General features: G+C 41.8%; 15 protein-coding genes. 12 read left to right on the top strand and 3 right to left on the bottom strand.

Going from position 1 to position 22130, the window contains the following annotated elements; all coding sequences use genetic code 11:
- The first annotated feature begins 34 nt into the window (after positions 1 to 34).
- From aroC to ACO1XM_RS19635, 7 genes are all read left to right on the top strand, one after another.
- On the top strand, positions 35 to 1105 hold the full coding sequence (gene aroC, locus ACO1XM_RS19665) for a chorismate synthase (RefSeq protein ID WP_486232210.1): 1071 nt from the start codon (positions 35 to 37) through the stop codon (positions 1103 to 1105).
- 11 nt (positions 1106 to 1116) lie between these two features.
- The gene (locus ACO1XM_RS19660; RefSeq protein ID WP_486232208.1) at positions 1117 to 1539 is read left to right on the top strand and encodes a DUF1801 domain-containing protein; all 423 of its coding nucleotides are present in this window, start codon (positions 1117 to 1119) and stop codon (positions 1537 to 1539) included.
- A gap of 392 nt (positions 1540 to 1931) precedes the next feature.
- On the top strand, positions 1932 to 2519 hold the full coding sequence (locus ACO1XM_RS19655; protein WP_486232206.1) for a helix-turn-helix domain-containing protein: 588 nt from the start codon (positions 1932 to 1934) through the stop codon (positions 2517 to 2519).
- A gap of 26 nt (positions 2520 to 2545) precedes the next feature.
- Positions 2546 to 4552 carry a PAS domain-containing hybrid sensor histidine kinase/response regulator gene (locus tag ACO1XM_RS19650; RefSeq protein ID WP_486232204.1) on the top strand — a complete coding sequence of 669 codons (2007 nt, stop codon included), beginning with the start codon at positions 2546 to 2548 and terminating at the stop codon, positions 4550 to 4552.
- A complete protein-coding gene (locus ACO1XM_RS19645; RefSeq protein ID WP_486232202.1) occupies positions 4549 to 4980 on the top strand; it encodes a response regulator in 432 nt (143 codons plus the stop codon). The genes ACO1XM_RS19650 and ACO1XM_RS19645 overlap by 4 nt, the downstream gene beginning before the upstream one ends.
- A gap of 370 nt (positions 4981 to 5350) precedes the next feature.
- Positions 5351 to 6733 carry an ice-binding family protein gene (locus tag ACO1XM_RS19640; RefSeq protein ID WP_486232200.1) on the top strand — a complete coding sequence of 461 codons (1383 nt, stop codon included), beginning with the start codon at positions 5351 to 5353 and terminating at the stop codon, positions 6731 to 6733.
- A gap of 67 nt (positions 6734 to 6800) precedes the next feature.
- Positions 6801 to 7553, top strand: coding sequence for an ice-binding family protein (locus ACO1XM_RS19635; protein ID WP_486232198.1), 753 nt, complete (start codon positions 6801 to 6803; stop codon positions 7551 to 7553).
- A gap of 135 nt (positions 7554 to 7688) precedes the next feature.
- Here ACO1XM_RS19635 and ACO1XM_RS19630 read toward each other — a convergent pair whose 3' ends face one another.
- Positions 7689 to 8786, bottom strand: coding sequence for a BamA/TamA family outer membrane protein (locus tag ACO1XM_RS19630; RefSeq protein ID WP_486232196.1), 1098 nt, complete (start codon positions 8784 to 8786; stop codon positions 7689 to 7691).
- Between the two features lie 162 nt (positions 8787 to 8948).
- Here ACO1XM_RS19630 and ACO1XM_RS19625 point away from each other — a divergent pair, with 162 nt between their 5' ends.
- The gene (locus ACO1XM_RS19625) at positions 8949 to 10352 is read left to right on the top strand and encodes a dicarboxylate/amino acid:cation symporter (RefSeq protein WP_486232194.1); all 1404 of its coding nucleotides are present in this window, start codon (positions 8949 to 8951) and stop codon (positions 10350 to 10352) included.
- A gap of 62 nt (positions 10353 to 10414) precedes the next feature.
- Positions 10415 to 10993: a NifU family protein gene (locus tag ACO1XM_RS19620; RefSeq protein WP_486232192.1), complete on the top strand. Its 579-nt coding sequence runs from the start codon at positions 10415 to 10417 to the stop codon at positions 10991 to 10993.
- A 116-nt stretch (positions 10994 to 11109) separates the two neighbouring features.
- On the opposite strand, the gene ACO1XM_RS19615 is transcribed toward ACO1XM_RS19620, so the two are convergent.
- Positions 11110 to 11328 carry a VF530 family protein gene (locus ACO1XM_RS19615; protein ID WP_486232190.1) on the bottom strand — a complete coding sequence of 73 codons (219 nt, stop codon included), beginning with the start codon at positions 11326 to 11328 and terminating at the stop codon, positions 11110 to 11112.
- Entirely contained in the window at positions 11329 to 11802 is a 474-nt protein-coding gene (locus ACO1XM_RS19610; protein WP_486232188.1) for a hypothetical protein, read from the bottom strand.
- A 125-nt stretch (positions 11803 to 11927) separates the two neighbouring features.
- Between ACO1XM_RS19610 and ACO1XM_RS19605 the strand changes: the two genes are divergently transcribed.
- The 3 genes from ACO1XM_RS19605 (at position 11928) to ACO1XM_RS19595 (ending at position 22121) form a co-directional block, all read left to right on the top strand.
- Positions 11928 to 13892 (top strand): tetratricopeptide repeat-containing sensor histidine kinase, encoded by a 1965-nt coding sequence (locus tag ACO1XM_RS19605; RefSeq protein WP_486232186.1) that lies wholly within the window; start codon positions 11928 to 11930, stop codon positions 13890 to 13892.
- A gap of 36 nt (positions 13893 to 13928) precedes the next feature.
- The gene (locus ACO1XM_RS19600) at positions 13929 to 14567 is read left to right on the top strand and encodes a response regulator (protein ID WP_486232184.1); all 639 of its coding nucleotides are present in this window, start codon (positions 13929 to 13931) and stop codon (positions 14565 to 14567) included.
- 168 nt (positions 14568 to 14735) lie between these two features.
- Positions 14736 to 22121, top strand: coding sequence for a YCF48-related protein (locus tag ACO1XM_RS19595; protein ID WP_486232182.1), 7386 nt, complete (start codon positions 14736 to 14738; stop codon positions 22119 to 22121).
- Positions 22122 to 22130: the final 9 nt, after the last annotated feature.

Raw genomic sequence — 22130 nt, 5'->3', positions numbered from 1 at the left:
TCCACCCATCTAACTTCTCACCACCGATCTAACAATGAACACATACGGCACACTTTTCCGCATTACTACGTTTGGTGAATCTCACGGGCCTTCTATTGGCGTAGTGATAGACGGTTGCCCTGCTGGGCTTATTGTTGATGAAGCATTTATACAGCAAGAGTTAACGCGCAGAAAGCCCGGGCAATCAAAAATTACCACACAGCGTAAGGAAGACGATACTTTCAGAATATTGTCAGGTGTGTTTGAAGGCAAAACTACGAGTATGCCTATTGCAATAGTGATTGATAATCAGGATCAGCGCAGTAAGGATTACAGCCATATTGAGAATGTGTTTCGTCCATCACATGCAGATTACACTTACGAAGCCAAGTATGGTCATCGCGACCACAGAGGTGGAGGCAGAAGCTCGGCTCGCGAAACGGCTGCGCGTGTAGCAGCTGGTGCCTTGGCTAAATTATTTTTGAAGGCGCACGGTATTAGCATACAAGCCTTTGTTTCACAAGTGGGCGATATTAAAGCTCCTCATTACACAACGCTGGATTTATCTAAAACAGAAGATAATATTGTGCGTTGCCCCGACCCTGTAGTAGCAGATAAAATGATTGCACTCATTGATGCAGTCCGTTTGGATCGCGATACAATTGGAGGCCTTGTTACGTGTGTGATTAAGAATACACCGGTTGGCCTTGGTGAACCTGTGTTCGATAAATTGCATGCTGAATTAGGAAAGGCCATGCTGAGTATTAATGCGGTAAAAGGCTTTGAATATGGAAGTGGATTTGAAGGTATTGCCTTGCGCGGTTCAGCACACAACGATGCCTTTTATACAGAAGAGGGAAAGGTGAGAACTAAAACAAATTTCTCCGGAGGAATACAAGGCGGTATTAGCAATGGTGAAGATATTTATTTTAATGTAGCCTTTAAACCAGTGGCTACTATTATGCAAGATCAGGATACGGTGGATAAGGATAACAATCCTGCTGTAGTATCAGGCAAAGGCAGACACGATCCCTGTGTTGTGCCCAGGGCTGTTCCGATTGTAGAAGCCATGGCAGCCTTGGTTATCGCAGATTTTGTGTTGAGAGCACGTACTTCAAAACTTTAAAAAGTAATGACATGGCAAAGGAGATTAAAACAAAAAAGACCGATGCTAGCGTAAGCAAGTTTAGTGATGCAGTAGAAGATGAAAGGAAACGTGCAGATGCTTTTACTGTGTTAAAACTCATGCAAAAAGTTACAAAAGAGGAGCCTAAGTTGTGGGGAACTGCCATCGTGGGTTTTGGAACCTACCAATATACATATGCGAGTGGTCAGCAAGGCGATTGGCCACTGGTGGGTTTTTCTCCACGCAAACAAAACCTCACCCTCTATATCATGCCGGGTTTTGACAAGTATGATGACTTAATGAGTAAGTTGGGTAAGTATAAAACTGGTAAATCATGTTTGTACGTCAAATCGCTACAAGACATTGATATGAAGGTTTTACAAGAGATTATTACCAGATCAGTTGATTATACAAAAAAGAAGCATGCTAAATAAATCTGTAGTAAGCATACATTGAAAATAAGATCCTTTTACACCCGGTATTTCAAAAAGAGTATAGATATATTTACATCTTCGTATGTTTAGAAGACAAGGAATAGCAAAACATACAATGACTTAACCCTGAACCGTATAATATTCCTGCACTTTTACCAAAACTAATGTGTACCTTGGTACACACATCATTTCTACCTCCTTCTATTTAGTTACGTTCACCTCTTACAAGCCATTTGTCCCACTCATCACTAGGGACAGGTAATTTTAGCTTTTTCGCAGAACGTTATCGCAGTATTAGCATCTGTGATTTATGTAACATTTCGTATCCGGTGTATAACGCATCGGCCTCTAAATGTCACCAGCTTTATCGGTCTTATTTAGAAAAAAATTGTTTGAAGATATTTATTAAGTACATGGTAAGCAATCGCTGCAAAATGGCGGTAAAGGAAGAGTTAAAAAAACTCGGACTTCACTTTATTGTAGTGGATTTAGGTGAGGTAGAGATCATGGAAAACATGACTCTTGCCCAGCAAGAACAGCTGCAACGTGCCCTGCTAGTATCCGGCCTTGAATTAATGGACGATAAACGTGCTGTATTAATTGAGCGGGTCAAGACTGTAATCATGGAGATGATTCATCATTCGGATGAACAACCAAAAATGAATTACTCTGATTTTATCAGTGAGAAACTGGATTATGATTATACCTATCTGTCTAATTTATTTTCGGAGGTAAAGGGTATTACCATACAGCAATTTATCATCATTCATAAAATTGAGAGAGTAAAAGAGCTGTTGTTATATGATGAGTTAAGCTTAACTGAAATCTCTTACAAGCTTCATTATAGCAGTGTAGCACACTTGTCAAACCAATTCAAAAAAGTAACAGGCTTATCACCCTCTCATTTTAAACAACTTAAACATAGAAGACGAAGTCCAATCGAGGAAATTGGAAATCTGAACGGACTTAATGAGTCTTAGGATAATTACAAATTTTAATTCGCTACATGCAAATAGAACAAGAATCGAGTTATGCAAGAAGTCTGATAGAAGCCAGCCTTGATCCGCTGGTGACCATTAATACCGAGGGTAAAATAACCGACATGAATAATGCTACCGCAAACATCACAGGATTAAGTCGGGAGAATCTGACGGGTACTGACTTCTTCGACTATTTTACAGAACCACAAAAGGCGCGTGAAGTGTATCAGGAAGTATTTGCAAAAGGATCTGTGGCTGATTCGCCCCTTACTTTACGACATATTGAAGGTAAATTAACAGATGTATTGTTCAATGGTTCTGTCTATAAGAATGAAGCAGGTAATATATTGGGTGTAGTAATAGTGGCCCGCGATGTTACCGAACAGAAGCGAATAGAAAAGGAAATCATTGAAGCAAGGGTATTGGCAGAGTTGGCTACGGGTATTGCTGAAGAAGCAAAGAATAAGGCGGAAAAAGCCACACGCATTGCGGAGGATGCTGTAAAAGCAAAACAACAATTCCTTTCTAACATGAGCCATGAGATTCGCACTCCCATGAATGCCATCATTGGTTTTACTAAGGTTTTACTGAAAACAGATTTATCCTCGAAGCAACACGAATACTTAACAGCCATCAAGTTAAGCGGTGATGCCTTAATTGTTTTAATCAATGACATTTTGGATTTGGCGAAGGTAGATGCCGGCAAAATGACATTTGAAAAAGTGCCGTTTAAAATGGCGATGTCTATTGCCGCCATGATTCATTTATTTGAGGCGAAGATTCATGAGAAAAACCTTGAACTGGCGAAGGAATATGATCAGCGCATCCCAACAGTGTTAGTAGGAGATCCGGTTCGCCTTCATCAGATTATTCTGAACCTGATTAGCAATGCGGTAAAATTTACTACGCAGGGAAAAATTACGGTTAGCGTAAAACTTTTAAATGAAGATGACGAGAAAGTGAATATTGAGTTTGCAGTTGCCGATACGGGGATCGGGATATCCACAAATAAGTTGAAGACTATTTTTGAAAACTTTCAACAAGCAACAAGCGGCACTTCACGATTGTACGGAGGAACGGGTTTAGGCCTTGCCATTGTAAAGCAACTTGTGGAACCTCAGGGAGGAGTTATACAGGTTTCAAGTAAAGTGGAGGAAGGGTCTACTTTTAGTTTTACGCTTAGTTTTGATAAGACAAATAAAGAAGCTGAAATCGATTTTGGCTTTGCGGAAATTGACAGTGAAGTAAAGAATATAAGAGTATTGGTTGTAGAGGACATAGCACTCAACCAGCTGCTCATGAAAACACTGCTGGATGATTTTGGTTTTGAACGCGACATCGCTACCAATGGACGGATTGCCATTGAGAAACTTGAAAAAGAAACATACGACATTATACTGATGGATTTACAAATGCCTGAGATGAATGGCTTTGAGGCCACAGAGCATATTCGGACCATCATGAAATCTTCAATACCGATCATTGCACTAACTGCTGACGTGACCACTGTTGATTTGGCCAAGTGTAAAGCAGTAGGCATGAATGATTACATTGCTAAGCCTGTGGATGAACGTATCCTGTATAGCAAAATAATTTCTCTGGTAAAAAAACCGATAATACCAAAAACTAATGGATCAGCGATGAGCGTAGTGGCATCGCACAGCGACAGGATTCCATGCATTGACCTGGCTTACTTGATTCAACGCACCAAATCAAACCCAACCTTAATGATGGAGATGATTTCTCTCTATCTCATGCAAACCCCGCCCTTAGTGGGGGCCATGAAACAAAGTTTTCTTGACCAGGACTGGGATGGCTTATATTCATCAGTACATAAGTTAATCCCTTCTTTTTCGATTATGGGAATAAGTGTGGATTTTGAAAATATGGCAAAGAAATTACAAGATTATGCCAGCTCACAACAAAAGTCTGCTGACGTTCCCGAATTAGTGCGAGCGCTGGAGCATGTGTGTCTTCAGGCCTGCATTGAGTTAGAAGAAGAGCTTAACCGAATAAAATACGTTACGACATGAAAGCTGAAAAGATAAAAATTTTTCTGGTTGATGATGATGCATTGTTCTTGAAATCATTAGAGATTGAATTTACGCACCATACTGACTTTATTGTTGAAACGTTTGCGACCGGAGAACTCTGTCTATTACACCTGGAAGAAGATCCGGATGTTATTATTCTCGACTATCACCTGAATGGCATTGATAAAAATGCGATGAATGGTATTGAAACATTGGATAAGATAAAAGAAGCCAACGATAAAATACTTGTTGTGATGTTGTCCTCTCAGGATAAAATTGATGTAGCCATTAGCTGCATGCACCACCGTGCCTTCGATTATGTAGTGAAAAGTGAAACAGCCTTTATAAGATTACAAAAAAACATAACCGCCTTCTTCCATTACGAAAAAATTGAGAAGGAATTAAGTTGGTATATGTCCAGAATGTAAAATTGTACACGACATAGGCTTCCTTTCTATATAGTTGGGAAGTTAAACTCGAACATATTGCTTTTTTATTCAGACTTCTCCGTTTAAGGAATTCCTTATAACACGCCTTATCAGGTAGTTAATCGCCCTCACCAACACATAATGTGTGAAAAGTGTAACTCTTCTGCCCTGGAGTGTAACATGAACGGACTGCAAAAACTCACCTTTGATCCTCAGCTGAAAATCTGTCCCAACTTATGCAGAACCTGGTAAACATGGATGTAAAGCCAGTAAATGCATATCTGATGGAGGCTGAAGACAATTAAACAGTCGCAGGTTGTCGGTTTCAGCATCAAATTTTTGCGACTTAAACAAAAGAAAAATGAGAATAATGAAAAATGTTTTTGCGGCTGTGTCCGTGCTTATGATGGTCTTTTTGATAGGTTGTGATAATGAAAAGGATCCTGGAGTGCGCCCAACAGTTGTATCAACAAGCCCTGCGGATGACGCAACCAATGTTGCTGTCAACAGCAGCATAACAGCAACTTTTAGTGTGGCGATGAACCCTGCAACCTTAAATGGTACAACATTTACCCTAATGCAAGATGGTACAGCGGTGGCTGGTTTGGTGAGTTACGCAGGCCTTACAGCTACTTTTACACCGACCAGCATGTTGGCTGAGTCTAAGCTCTTCACAGCAACAATTACAACAGGTGCGAAGAATACAAATGGTGATGCACTACTAAGCGATCAAACATTCAGCTTTACTTCGGGACTAATTCCGGATACGACAATACCGTTGATTAGTCTCACCAGTCCATTAAGTGCCGCCACAAATGTGGGCCGTAATAATACAGTTACAGTCACTTTTAGTGAAGCCATGGACCCTGCCACAATTACCACCACTACTTTTACACTTAAGAAGGGAACTTCAACAGTAGCAGGAACCGTAACTTATACTGGCATGGTTGCCTCTTTTAATCCAACAAATACATTGGATGCAGCGGCTGTTTATACAGCATCCGTTACAACAGGCGCAAAAGATTTAGCGGGTAATGCTTTGGCAGCGAATACTACATGGAACTTTACAACAGGTGGAAGTACCTCTTCTTTATCCGTTGTAGAATTAGGTGCTGCCGGTAATTATTTATTACTAGCCAAAACAGCCATCAATAATATTTCTACGTCAGCGCTTACCGGAGATTTAGGTCTGAGTCCAGCAGCTACATCTTACATCACAGGTCTTTCATTGATCGATGCTACAGGTTTTGCCACTTCAGCGCAAGTAACAGGTAAGGTGTATGCAGCAGATATGGCTGATCCAACTCCGATTAATCTTACAACAGCGGTTAATAACATGACTACGGCTTATAATGATGCTGCAGGTCGTCTCTCACCAGATTTTCTGGAATTGGCAACAGGTAACATTGGTGGCAGAACATTAACACCTGGTTTGTACAAGTGGACTACCTCGGTAACAATACCAGCCAGCATTACTATATCAGGTGGCGCAAATGATGTTTGGATTTTTCAAATCTCTGGTGACTTACTGATGAGTAACGCAGTAAACATGACACTGACAGGAGGCGCACAAGCGAAAAACATTTTCTGGCAGGTAGCGGGTCAAGCCACGTTTGGTACTACATCGCACGTGGAAGGTGTTATTCTGTCAATGACAGGTATCACTTTTCAAACCGGAGCTTCTATGAATGGTGTTGCCTTAGCGCAAACAGCCATTGTATTAGATGGTAATGCGATTACCAAACCACAATAACAATTGTACTGAACAACATAAGGAAGCTGCCGATTGGTAGCTTCTTTCACAAACTAAAATTTGAATCATGAAAAAATTAAAGTTATTTACAATCCTTTCTTTTATGTCACTTGCATTCGCTATCGGATGTAACGATGATGATGACGCTACACCAGGTGGCAATACACAAGTAATTCCTGTACAAACTACTTCACAGGCTACAGTAACATCCACCACTACGACTAGCTTAATAGATATGGCTATTCTTGCGGGTTCATCCATAACCAACACAGGTGCTACAAATATTACAGGTAATCTGGGTTTAAGTCCGGGCACTTCCATTGGTGGTTTTCCCCCAGGAATTTTGAATGGCACCCAGCACATCAATACTGAAACAGCAACACAGGCCAAACTTGATTTAACGGCTGCTTATAATGATGCTGCAGGTCGTACCAGCACAGACATTGTAACGTTATCTGGTAACATTGGCGGACTTACATTAACACCCGGTCTGTATAAGTCAACTTCATCCTTAGCAATATCATCAGGCGATCTGACTTTTGATGCGAAGGGTAATGCAGATGCAGTGTTTATCATACAAATTGCTTCTACATTGACTACAACCTCTGGTCGTAAAGTAATTCTGAGTGGTAGTGCCAAAGCTTCTAATATTTTTTGGCAGGTAGGTACCTCAGCAACTTTAGGAACTACTTCGGTATTTAAAGGGACCATTATGGCCATGCAGTCAATTACTTTCAATACAGGTGCTACTTTAGATGGTAAAGCACTTGCAAGAACAGGTGGTATTACGATGGCAGGCAATACCATTGTGAAGTTTTAGAATCTTCGATAAATTATTGAAAAAGGTTGCTCAGCGAAATGAGCAACCTTTTTTTGTTTAGATCAAGTCCAATGGCGTCCTCAGCTAATATTACGCCCTGACTTCGTGAGATGACACGGTTATATATGCAACAGATTAATAAGCCTCAGCAATATCCAGATAAAAACCTTGTTGTTGCTGCTTACCAAAACCCTGATCAACACGAATGTTTAGCTGATCTTTTTTATTGATCATAAAACGTAATCCCACACCTGCATTGGGCTTAAAGCTATTGTCACCCAAACTATACCAGTTGTTAGGAGTAAGTGCACCGCCAATCCAGAGATCAATACCAATCATTTTCCAGAGCCCGGCACGGTATTCCGCCTGAAAAGCATATAAATTATTATAACGATAGTAACCTGTATAATATCCACGCATCACATTACCACCACCGATATCGGCCATGTCTTTAAAAGGAACATCGCCTGCATTAATATTAATAAAGGCTTGTAAGGCCAACACGTCACGCTCACTGATTATTTTTAAAGGGATGTATTTGCGTGCATCAATGCGTAAATTGAAAAATCCGTAGTATCGATCAGACCACTCAGGATAGGGCATTAATAATATTTCAGTAAAAATTCCGCGTTGTGGATAAGTCTGGCTGTCGCGGCTTTCATAAGTTAGGGCAGGTGCAAAACCAATGAGATTATAACCCTGATAACCGAGCGGTTGATCAACTTCAAAATGGCCACCCACAGGAGAATCAACATCATAAATTTTATTATGGCGTAGCGCAAAGCCTGCATATAAATTCTTATTGATGCGCCAGTAAAAACGCAGATCTGTAGTGAGTTTATTATATGCTATAGTATCTTTTTTCAACAGCGGTGTTTCAGTGGCAATACCGTAATAGAATTCAGGGAAATAGGTGAAGCTGAATTTGCCCTCGAAAATGAATTTGTTCTGTGGCGAATAATATCTAAGCTTATTGCCCCAGTCATATTGTTTATTGGCTGTGTATAAAATATAGGTTTGCGCATACGAAGCCGTTGTGAGTGAATCGTTGGCTGAGTTAAAACTCGCAGCTACCAATGCTCCGAAACCAAAACGCGTTTCGGGCGAATAGTAAATAACAGGCAGGGGCGTAATGCGTATCTTTTTTTGCGGCTGCGTGGTATCATGCTGTGCAACAAGCCTAAGGCTGATAATTAAAAAGCTGCAGGTGATGACTAAGGTGGATCGGCTCACGGTAAGGCTTGCTATAAGGATTAAAGATACAGCGTTCGCACGTGCTTTAAGTTACCCTTTTAGCCTTTTTTGCAAGCCCAGTCTTGATTTTTCACTTATATTGCGAGCCTTTAACAAACGATTGCGAAATAAAGTAGATTTTCGCCCACTTAGTTTTACGTTATGGAAGTGAACACGGCTCCTGCAAAAAAATCTCGTCTTACTTTATACATTATCATAGCCCTTGTGCTGGGTGTTCTTGTCGGCTTCGGCCTTAATAAGGGCTACGTAGAAAAGGAGAATGCAAAAATTGCAAACTTAGATGCTGCCATTAAAGATTTTAAAGATCAGATTAAGGCAGAAAAAGACAGTGCAATTCTTGCTGGCTATCAGGCTACAGTAAAAACAATGAGTGATGAGCGCAACGCTACGCTCTCGTCTCGTGATAAAAAAGTAGAACCTTTTGCATTATTGGCCGACATATTTTTACGCCTGATTAAAATGATCGTGGCTCCGCTGGTGTTTACCACCTTGGTAGTAGGTGTTGCCAAGCTGGGTGATATCAATTCAGTGGGTCGTATTGGCGGCAAAACATTGTTGTGGTTTTTGGCTGCCTCTTTTATGAGTTTGCTGTTGGGTATGTTGATGGTTAACATTTTTCAGCCAGGTCTCGCCATGAATTTACCATTACCAACGGTAAATGAAACGGGCATTCAGGCAACAGGTCTTTCACTAAAAACATTCTTGCACCACATTTTTCCGGCTAGCGTAATTGATGCCATGGCCAAGAATGAGATTCTGCAGATTGTAGTGTTTTCCATCTTTTTTGGCGTGGCAACAGCTGCCATTGGCGAACAGGGTAAGATTGTGATTAAAGCCATGGATGCCATGGCACATGTGATTTTAAAAGTAACTACTTATGTAATGAACTTTGCTCCGGTAGCCGTATTTGGTGCGATGGCAGCCATTGTGGCCAAACAAGGCTTAGGCATTTTAAAAACGTATTCAATTTTTATCGGTGAGTTTTATTTCAGCCTTGCTCTACTCTGGGTTCTCTTAATTGTAGCAGGTTTGTTGGTAATTGGTAAGCGCATAGGTACCCTGATTAAAAGTATAAAAGAACCCATCATTTTAGCCTTCAGTACTTCCAGCAGTGAAGCGGCCTTTCCTAAAACAATGGAGTTGTTGCAAAAATTTGGCTGCAAGGATAAGATCGTAAGTTTTGTGTTGCCGCTGGGTTATTCTTTTAATCTCGATGGTAGCATGATGTATATGACATTTGCTTCATTGTTCATTGCGCAATCTTATGGTATCGATTTACCACTAGCCACTCAGTTGAGTATGCTGCTGGTGTTGATGATTACCAGCAAGGGTATAGCCGGAGTGCCCCGTGCCTCTCTGGTAGTGATTGCAGGTACACTGGTAACCTTTAACATACCAGAAGCTGGTCTGGCATTATTGCTGGGAATTGATCCGCTACTGGATATGGGTCGCAGCGCTACCAATGTAGTAGGTAACAGCGTGGCTACTGCTGTGGTAAGTAAGTGGGAAAACGCCCTGGAAAAGCCAGTTGAAGAAGATTTGTAAACAGTTTTTCCATAGGAACTATTCCTGTGTAAATTTGTTGTTCTTATTCAACGCAAAAGTCTATGTTACAAGCAGCGCCTAAAAACGTAAGTATATACCTGGAGTCAAATCCAAACCCTAATTCACTGAAATTTGTCGTGAACGATATGCTGGTGCCAGAGGGCATGAGCTTCGATTTCCCCGACAGGGCCAGCGCTGCCAAGGCTCCGCTTGCCCTTGAACTTTTCGACTTTCCGGAAGTTGAACGCGTTTTCTACATGAGTAATTTTGTGACCGTAACAAAAAAGGATGGCGTTGAATGGCTCGAAATTCAACACACCATTCGCGATCACATCAAGAAATTTCTGGAGTCAGGTAAAGCCATTATTGAAGTAAGTGATGCAGACTTTGCACCTGAGCAGGAAGAGACCGAAACCATCAAAAAAATAAAAACCATCTTAGATGAATACATCCGACCTGCCGTTGAGCAGGATGGTGGTGCCATTACTTTCCACTCATTCATCAATGGCATTGTGAGTGTTAAGCTTCAAGGCTCGTGCAGTGGTTGTCCTTCATCTACCATTACATTGAAAGCAGGCATTGAAAACCTCTTTACCCGCATGATGCCTGATGAAGTAAAATCAGTAGAAGCCTTAGGCTAAACTTTACTAATAAAATGTCGTTGAGTTAAGCTTCCGTATTCATCCCCTCCTTCGGAGAGGACTGGAAGTGAGGCCAATAAAAAAGGCTTAACTAAACGACATTGCTTTACCGATATTTAAGATTCAATCGATTCAAGGTAGAGATCCTCTACCTTTTTTCTTGCCCAAGGTGTTTTTCTGAAAAAAGTCAGGCATGATTTAATGCTTGGATCATACCGAAAACAATTAACGGGTATACGATCACCCAATTCATCCCATCCATATTTATCTACCAGAAATTCAAGGATGAAGGCTAAGGTCTTTCCGTGCAGGGGATTGTTCTTCTGTTCACTCATTTATGAAATCTTTTTAATGGCCCTGGTATAATCTCCTTGCTCATCTTCTGGCAGCTTTGCCAATACAGTGTTTATTTTTTTGAGCTGTTGCTGATACAGGTTGTAAAGAACAGTTCCGGTGGTCAGCGGCAACTTTTGTGCGAGCATCTTTTCACAAAAGTAAATGCGTATTTCCAGATCAGTTTGTGGTAAGCTCGAATATTTTATTTGTCGGTTTGCATAGCGTAGTATTTTACGCAATACCTTTTTGACCAGGTAAAGATTTTTGTTTGTAAGCTCTTTGAAGAGCTCATCAATCTCCGTTTTAACTGATTGTATATATCCAGCTTCGTCCTGTGCTTCAAATAGCAAGTAGTTAAGTAACTCTTTATTTTCCTTTTTATAGCGGGCAAGGCGTAAACATAGCAATTGAAGGTCTTTCGAACTTATATTTACTAACTCCTTTCTGATGTCATTTACCGATGCACTAACCATGATTTTGCTTGTCTTTTGATACACCAGAAGCCGTTAAGCCGGGACTTGAAGTGGGGCTCAATTTAAAGAAAGGTTTTTTGTTTAGAGACCTTTTGTTAAATTTCATGTGAACAACCCTCCCCCTCGTGAAGTATCTGCCAGTACTCCTATACCTTATTGTGTCAAGTCAGCTCCTGCTTGCACAAGATAGTAAGCATGAAAATACAATTAATGGTTTGCTGTCTGAGCTGCCCGGCCTGCTGAAAACAGATGGGGCAGGCGCAAAAAGTAGAATTAAAGATGCCCTAAAGCTTTCTCAGCAAAACAGCAATTATAAATATGGTCAGCTTGCTTATTGGATGGGGGAGTCGTTATTGAACCATGCCCAATACGATAGTGCCGGACTATTTTACCAAAGTGCCTTACCTTTTTTGGAAAAAGAAAACGATGAAGCGATTTTAGGAAGGGCCTATATCGGGGCAGGATACATCCTAAATTTTCAGACCCGCTATAATGATGCTTTAGCCTTTGATTTAAAGGCCGAAAAGATTTTCAGAAAAAACGGTGACCGTAAGATGTTGGCGCGCAGTCTGAAGAGAATTGGCGATGACATTATTTATCAAGATGAAAAAAGAGGTGCTGAAGCCATGCCTTATTATGAAGAATCCATTACCATCAGTCGGGAAGAAAAGGATACTATTAATATTATCAGAGGTTTAAATTCAGTAACAACAATTTACACATCGGAAAAGAATTTTCGAAAGATTGACGAAGCCATGACACAAGCGATTGCACTAGCTGAGAAAATCAAGTGTGTAAGATGCATGGCCATCAGCTACTCGCAATGGGGGATAAGCGATCATATGCGCGGAAATTACGAAGAAGCCATTCGTAAGTATAAATTGGAATTTGAGATGAATAAAAAAATGGGTGCTGACTACGATCAGTTTTTTGTTTATCAAAATATTGCAGAAGCCTACTACGGATTAAAAAAATATGAGGCAACGCTCGCCTACAGCGATAGTTCTTTGCGTATAGCCGAAACAGATGTGGCTTGGAATCATCACAGTGATGTTTATGAAGTACGCTACAAAGCCTATAAAGCGATGAATAATGCCCCAAAGGCATTAGCAGCTTATGAAAAACAGATGCAGTTTAAAGATTCTATTTTCTCTGAGGAGAAGGAACGTGCCATGGAAGACATGAAGGCAGCCTATAACCTGGAGCGAAAGGAAAGACAAATTGAAGACCTGGAAAAAGAAAATTTAATCAACGAACTGGAAGTGACTACGGCAAGACAATGGCAATACGGGTTGATTATATTTTTAATACTACTCGCAGTAGTTATCGCAGTGTTATACAATCGTTACCAGTTAAAACAGCGTACTGCCAAACTGCTCAGCGATAAAAACCTTGAGCTTAATAAACTCAATTCTTTTAAAGACAGAATGTTTGCAGTAATCTCCCATGACCTGCGTAATCCTGTTAGTGCGTTTAGTAATTTAATGGAAAGCCTGCATCAGAATGTTCAGCATGCTACAAAAGAGGAATTGAAGGAATTTATGCAAAGCACGTTGCAGTCAGCACGCGACCTGCAAAGCCTTCTTAATAATCTACTGGAGTGGGCCTTGGTGCAAATCGGCAGACTCCCTTATCAACCTCAGGCACTTAAACTTGCTGAAGTCATAAACGAAAGTAATAGACATGTTGAACTGATGGCTGATCAAAAGAAAATTGAGATAACAGATGAAACCAATGGAGAAATCGTTTTTGCTGACAAAGCCATGCTTACCATTGTTGTTCGTAATCTTTTATCGAATGCAATTAAATTTTCTGCAGAGCATGGCCAAATTACTATTAATGCTAAGCAGACAGAAAATACTGTTCAAGTAGCCATTCGGGATAATGGTATAGGCATGAAACCTGACGATGTGAAGAAACTTTTTAAACAGGAAGAGAACACACAAAGCATAGGGAATTCAGCAGAGAAAGGTGCAGGCATTGGCTTATTGTTGTGTAAAGATTTGATGGATAAAAACAATGGAATGATCAGTGCGGAAAGTGTACAGGGAAAGGGATCAGTTTTTTATTTGCAGTTACCTAAACCTTGAACAGGATACCATAGCCTCTGGTAAAATTTGAATGACATGAATAGCCCTCTCAGAATTTTCTTAGTAGATGATCACAAACTGGTTCGAGATGGCATTCGGGCTATGTTATTGGGAAATATTAGCTTTAAAGTAGTTGGGACTGCGGGTAATGCTGAGGAATTTTTTAGTCAGCTGGAAGAAGCTGCTCCTGATGTTTGCGTGTTAGATGTTCAACTACCAGGCAAAAATGGAGTAGAGATTGCCGAGACCTTAAAAAATAAATTTCCTAAGATTAAAATTTTAATTCTCACCGCCTTAAAAGACGATGCCCCTGTAAAGCAATGTCGGAATATAGGTGTAGAAGGCATGATCTCGAAAGATTCTGGAAAAGATACTTACCTCGAAGCACTCGAAGCATTGAAAGCTGGACGTACGTTTTATGCAGGACAGTTTACCGAACTGTTGTTAAGAGCATCGCAGGGTAAAAGCGATGGTATGGCTTCGCTGTCAGATAGAGAAATTGATTTTATAAAAGCCTTTGCCAAAGGCTTATCACACAAAGAAATCGCGGATACCCTCAACATCAGTCCGCGCACTGTTGAAGTGCACAAGAAAAATGTAATGGACAAACTGGGCTACAACAATACTGTAGATCTCATCAAGTTTGCCATTAAAGAAGGGCTATCCTCTTTATAATCTAACAATGTTCAATCTGCCAATTGGCCAATTTGACGCTGACATTGCCTAATCGGTGCATTGGCTAATTAAGTAATTCCCCTCATCACCTTTACGGTATTTCCCTAATACCCCAGCCTTGGGTTTGGCTGCACTTTTACATTGCCTTATTCACTAAAACCCAATCGCATGAAAACCCTTTACACGTATGTCCACCGAAATATTTTTCGATGCATACTTTTATTGACCCTGTGCCTTGCCCTGCAACAACAGGTGGTGGCACAAAGCTGGACATTGCAGAACAGCAATGTAACAGATGACCTATACGACATTGCCAGAAATTTTTCGGGACATTTGTTTGCTGTAGGTGACAATAGTAAGATTCTCCGATCTACTGATGGAGGTCTAACCTGGACTCCGGTAGTCTCACCGATTACTGCAAACTTCAGAAGAATAAGTTTTTCTACAGGCTTCACTTACGGATACATTCTGACGAGTCAGGGTGTAATACTCAGGACAATTGATAATGGAGATACATGGTCAGTGCTGACTGTGCCACCTGAAATTGGCGGTAACATTGTTGACGTAAAAGCGAAAGATGGTCAGCTATATATACTCTTAGGGAATACAGCGAAAATATACAAGTCATCATCGGCTGGCAATAACCTTAACGTGTATTTTGATCCCTTGTCTACAGTGCAAATTCTGGGCAGTAGGCTGGAAATAGTTGGAAGCAGAGTAAATTTTGCAACCACTTATCGATATTATAGAGAAGTAAGTACGGGAACATTTGATTACACCTCACTGGTGAGATCAGGCACTGTTACAAACGTAACTTCCATTAGCGGAAACTTTTTTGTCGGGGTAGGTGGTAGAATTGAAAGAACTGACGATGGCGGAGAAAACTGGATAAAATTAACGAGTCCTGTTTTAACTGATCTATATGATGTTGCCGCAACAAGCGGTAGTGTTTTTGTTGTAGGCGCTGGTGGTAAAATTTATAAATCAATTAACAATGGAGCCTCCTGGCAAAACTCAGGATCAGGAACAACTAATAGATTAAATGCTATTCTGGTTGATACCGATATCAATAACGCGTGGGTGGTGGGTGCCGGAGGAACGATTTTACGAACGACCAACGGAGGCTCATGCCCTTTACCGCTTCAACCATCCATTATTGTTGGGCCTACTAGTATCAATACTGGTGCACAAGGAAATTATTCAGTATCAAATGTAGCAGGCGCAACATATAATTGGTCTCCAGGAACGGGCGGGGTTGTGACCGGGTCTGGTAATGCCGTTCAAATTGCCTGGTCATCGGCAGGTTCAAAAACCATTACAGTAACGGCAACAACTGCTTGTGGAGTTTCGGTTGGCAGAGTATTAACAGTTAATGCGACCACCTGTGCTTTGCCGTTACAGCCAACTTTAAGTCAAGGTCTTGCGACAGGTTGCCAATTCCAATCTTCTTCTTTTAGTGTTAATTCAGTTGCAGGCGTTTCTTATGATTGGAGTTTATCAGGTGGAGGTGTAATAACCGGTACAGGCAATACAGCGGTTGTAACTTGGTCCACGGCAGGGACTTTTACGGTAAGTGCAACGCCCTCCAATGCGTGTGGTACTGGTCCTGTCAGAACAATTAATGTAACAGTAACAGGCACACCAGCATCGCCTTCCGCAATTTCGGGTAATGCAACAGTGTGTACTGGTGTTTCTACTGCATATAGTGTTACCAATGTGCCAGGCCTAACATACACGTGGGATACAGGTGGAGCTGGAACAGTGAGTGGTAGTGGAAATGCCGTTAATATTACGTGGACCTCTGCTGGTGCTAAAACGTTAACCCTTTCAGCAACCAATGCTTGTGGATCTGTGACAACAAGAACACAAGCTGTTAACGTTAATCCATCGCCTTCTCAACCCAGTGTGATCGCAGGAAGCACGGCAGTAACAACAGGAATCGCAAATCAATACTCAGTTACCAATGAAGCAGGCATTACATATGCGTGGAACGCAGGGACAGGCGGAACGGTAACGGGTAGCGGCAACAGTGTGGCCATCTCATGGTCATCGGCCGGAACAAAGACAATCACACTTACACCTTCTAATGGTTGTGGTAACGGAACAACACGCACATTGAATGTAACTGTTAGCGATTGTGCTGTACCATTGCAACCCAGTGTAATTACAGGAAGTGCAACAGCGTGTACAGTGGCTGGTGGAACCTATAGTGTAACCAATGTAGGTGGTGTTACTTATACCTGGAACGCAGGTACTGATGGTTTTGTATCGGGCTCAGGAAATTCAGTAACACTTTCCTGGACAAGTGTGGGTGTTAAAACAATTACGGTTACGCCTTCTAATGCTTGTGGAAACGGAACTCCCAGAACACTTGCAGTAACGGTGAGTCAATTACCTGCGCAACCTTCTGCTATTACTGGTAACATCACGCCATGTAAAAATGCTTCGTTAGCATATAGTGTTACTAATGTGGCAGGAGTAACTTACACTTGGGATGTTATGGGTACAGGAACGATTACAGGTTCCGGTAACAGTGTTAATGTTACATGGCCAGCTACGGGTTCGCATACCTTACGCGTAACACCCTCGAATGCTTGTGGAGCAGGCGTTGCAACTACATTGGCTGTAACTGTTAATGATGTTCCACTGGCAGCCAGTCAGATGACGGGCTTAACATCAGTCTGTTCTGGAAATTCCATTCCTTACAGTGTTGGGAATTTAGCAGGCGTTACATATATCTGGAACGGTGGCAGTGGCAGCACCGTAACGGGGTCAGGTAGTGCTGTTTCAATTTCATGGTCGACAGGTGGAACGAAAACAGTTTCTGTTACTCCATCAAATGTTTGCGGTAATGGACTAGCCAGCACGAAAACAGTAGAAGTAGATACAACGCCTGCTCAACCCAGCACCATTGTTGGAAGCACAACTGCAGTAGGCGGAGTTGCACAGAGTTATTCTGTAACCAATATACCGGGTGTCACTTATACCTGGAGCACCAATGCTGATGGTGTTATTGCAAGCACAGGTAATTCAGCGCAGGTAACATGGGCTACTGCAAGTGCAAAAACTTTAACAGTAACACCTAGCAATCTTTGTGGTATTGGAACCGCACGTACACTTGCTGTATCAACCACTATACCCTGCACGATTCCTGGAACCCCGTCCTCTATTACAATAAACGGAGGTGCTAGTCCTAATATCGCATTAAATGGATTTAGAAGATTTATAGTAGGATCGTCCACAGGTGCCACTTCATTGAATATTTCGGTTTCACCAAGCGCGGGCACAACCATTACACCTGTTTTTGGAAACACCTGGGATATATTGTTTACAATTCCCGGTACATATACTGTTTCAGGCTTTGGCGAAATCAGTGGATGTGGTGCTGGCGCGCCTGCCAACGTAACAGTTGAAGTTTGTACAGGAACTGTTGATGCGGCAACCTCCATAAGTGGCCCGCTTAATGATATATGCCGTGGCACAACTACACGATATTCTGTTGCACCTGTTAATGGTGTTGTTTTTGACTGGAGTTTGAGTAGCTTCTCTGGAACGATAACACCATTAAATGCAGATAGAAGCATTGTGGATGTAGCCTGGTCAACAACAGCAGTACCAGCTGATGTGCTTACGGTTCGCGCAAAGAATGCCTGTAATGTGCAAAGCAATAGTTTTAGTGAAATGATTCTATTTAAACTAAAACCAGCATACGTAAGTCTTGGGCTTGCATTAACAGGATCAGTTTGTGCTGGAAGCGGTGGAGGTTTACTCATCAGTATGGGATCTCCAGAACCAGGAACTACTTATACCTGGCAATTAAATGGTGCCGGTACTATCGCAGGAGATAATTTAAGTGTAACTGCCTTGGCAGACGGATTAAGTAGGAACATTAACTTATATGGAACAAATGCTTGTTTTGCAGATGAGCTTATTACAGGTGTTAACTATGGCGGAGGAGCTCCCATTCCGGTTACCCCAAGTCCTATTTCAGGGCCTTCAACAATTGATTTCAACACCATTGGTACATACTCAGTAGATGTTCAGCCTGCTGGAGTAAATTTCTCATGGTATGCAGGTGATGATGCAATCATTACACCGGGTGCATCCTTGAATATAAAGAATATCCAATGGTCCACAGGTGGCATTAAAAGAATTGACATCACTGCCGTAAACACTTGTGGAAGTCAAACCAGAAGCTATTCCGTTTTTGTAAATGGCCCTTGCGTTGCACCTTCCGTACCAGAATTAATATCCGGAGCAACAACAGTTTGTGCGGGAGTAGAATATCAATACACTGTCCCTCATCAAGGATTTGATACCTTCAACTGGAGTGCAGGAGCTGACGCAACCATCACAGGTTCAGGAAGTATTCGAACTATTAAGTGGAGTACAGGCGGAGCGAAAACCATTTCGGTAACCGCTACCAACTTGTGTACTACTTCTGTAGCGCAAACACTTAATGTTACAGTCAATACCATACCCGCACAACCCGCTGTTTTAGCAGGATCAACATCCGGTTGTAGTGGAGCAACTCAACAAATTAGTTTAGCATCGCCAATTGCTGGTGTTACCTATACATGGGAAGTACAAGGCGGTAATGTGGTTACTTCGGGTGCGCAAGGTCAGGTGGCAGACATCACCTGGACTTCATTGGGTGTAAATCAGGTTAAACTCAAACCTTCTAACGCTTGCGGAAATGGAATGCCACGTACATTGGATGTTACAGTGGGAACAGTGCCTGATCAACCATCCTTTATCTCAGGTGAAAGCGAAGTTTGTTCAGCTACCTCTAAAACATATAGCGTTACAAATGTTGCCGGTGTTACCTACGCCTGGAATGCAGGCAGCGGAGGTACAGTAACAGGTACTGGTAATGCAGTGAGCATCGCGTGGTCAACTGCAGGTGCTAAAACAATAACCGTTACACCCTCTAATGTGTGTGGCAATGGAATAGCAAGAACCTTGACTGTCAATGTCGGAGGAGTACCAGCACAACCAGCTGCGATCACTGGTGTGGCAAGTCCATCATTGGGCAATGAAGAAGCATACACAGTAAGTTCAACAGCGGGTGTAAATTATACCTGGGCCTTGTCTGATAAAGGAATATTGACAGCCAGTGGAAACAATGCAAATGTATTTTGGAATGGTACAGGAAGTGCTACACTTTCAGTTACACCTTCTAATACATGCGGTAACGGAACAGCAAGAACAGCTTCTATCACCATCAATAAAATTAATCAGACGGTTACGTTTACCGTAACAAGTCCGATGTTGGCGAATCAGACCTTATCATTAAATGGAGAGGCTTCTTCTGGTTTGCCAGTAACGTATACAAGCTCCAACACTTCAATAGCAGAAATTTTTGGTAATGAACTTGTGGTTAAAAGTTCTGGCACAGTTAACATCACAGCTTCGCAAGCAGGAGATGAAACCTTTGCTGCCGCCAGCCCTGTTGTTCGTTCACTCACCATTAACAAGGCTAACCAAGTCATTACATTCAATGCCTTATCGAATGCTGTTTATAGAGAAAGTGATATTGAACTTGAAGGAACCAGCGATTCAGGATTGCCACTTGCCTACAGTAGTTCGAACACAAGCGTAGCAACCATTTCTGGAAATGTGCTAAGCATTGTAGGTGCAGGTACGGCTAACATCACTGCGACACAGGGAGGAGACGCCATATTCAATGCAGCCACACCTGTAGTGCGTGCACTCGTGGTGAATAAGGCGGATCAAAGCATTTCGTTTGGTCCATTGTCTGCAAAGGGTATTAACGATCCTCTCTTCACCTTAACAGCAACTGCCTCTTCCGAATTGACAGTGACTTATTCAAGTTCTAATACAAGCGTAGCAACCATTAGTGGATCAATGGTAACATTCCTTGGTGAGGGTACAACAATAATAACAGCCACACAGACGGGTAATGTTAATTACAATGCGGCAACCCCGGTTGAACAAACGCTGGAAGTAAATGGAAAAGATGGACAAACTATTTCCTTCGCTGCATTGTCTGCCAAAACTTTTGGTGATGCAAACTTTGAATTGAATGCAACAGCATCATCAAATCTGTTAGTGAATTACACAAGTTCAAATACAGCAGTGGCAACTATTAGTGGTACTACTGTAACAATTGTAGGTGCAGGATCAACCATCATAACAGCTTCACAAAGTGGTAATGAAATCTATAATCCAGCCACCTCGGTGCAGCAAACGCTAACCATAAATAAGGCTGACCAAACCATTTCATTCACAGCACTGCCTGACCAACTTTTAAGCACTGGTAGCCTTACACTGAATGCCACAAGCACCGCTGGTCTTGATATCAGCTATGAGAGTTCTAATAGCAGTGTAGCAACGGTGTCGGGTGCAATACTGACATTCCATAGTGCAGGGACCACTACTATTACAGCTTCACAAGCAGGCAATGGTAATTTTAATGCCGCCCTTTCTGTGGATCAGCTGCTCACGATTACCGCTAAGCAGTCTCAGTCCATCAGTTTTGCTGCCCTTCCGTTAAAAACATATGGTGATCCGGCTTTCGAACTGACTGCTTCAGCAAGTTCTGATCTGCCATTGCAATTCATCAGTTCAAATACCGCGGTAGCAACAGTTAGTGGTAATCTTGTAACAATTGTAGGTGCAGGTTCAGCTATGATCACAGCCACACAAGCAGGTAATGATAATTTTGAAGCAGCTGCAGATGTTGTGCGTGAATTGGTGGTGGCAAAAGCAAACCAAACCATCACCTTCTCTTTACCAGCTTCTGTTAACTTCACAACAAATAGCTTGTCGCTGCAGGCAACAAGTAGTGTTGGATTGGCCATCGACTTTACTAGCTCGAATACGGCCATAGCTACCGTAAATGGAAACACACTCACCTTTGTTACGCCAGGCGCAGTAGAGATTACTGCATCACAAGCAGGTAATACAAACTACAATGCAGCCAGTCAGGTAATAGTGCCAATAGCCATCGTTGATGATCGCCAGACGATTGCACTTACCGGCTCCCTTGATTTCGGAAATGTATTACTCGGAGAAACGGCAACAAAAACCATTACCATAGCCAATACAGGAAATGCAGTGTTGCAAATTAGTGCGTTAACACTTCCACAAGGTTTTTCAAGTTCAGTCGCAGCAACCACCGTAAATGCCAACGGAAGTATTACAGTGCAGATAACTTTTGCACCCACTGAACTTAAAGCGTACGCAGGCTCAGTTGTTATTGATTCTGATGCAATTAGTGGAGGCAATTCTTTAGCACTCAGTGGAACAGGGGTAACCATTACAGGCTTCAACGAGCCAGGTCAGGCAGCAGGTGATTTAGATGTTTATCCTAATCCCGGTAATGGCATCTTCATGGTGAAAAGCCGCATGCCCATGAATAAAGCCATTGCCATAACAGATATGTCCGGCAAGGCACAATACAGAATACTTAAATCAATTGATGAACAACATCATGAATTGGATATTGTCGATTTACCGCAGGGTATTTATTACCTGAAAGTAGAAGAGAAAGCTTCTGTAGTTGTTAAACGCATCGTTAAACTTAACTAAGACATAATC

The sequence above is a fragment of the Chryseotalea sp. genome, from assembly GCF_057350905.1.
The sequence above is the reverse complement of the archived record's forward strand: the minus strand, read 5'-3'. Positions and strand labels throughout refer to the sequence as shown.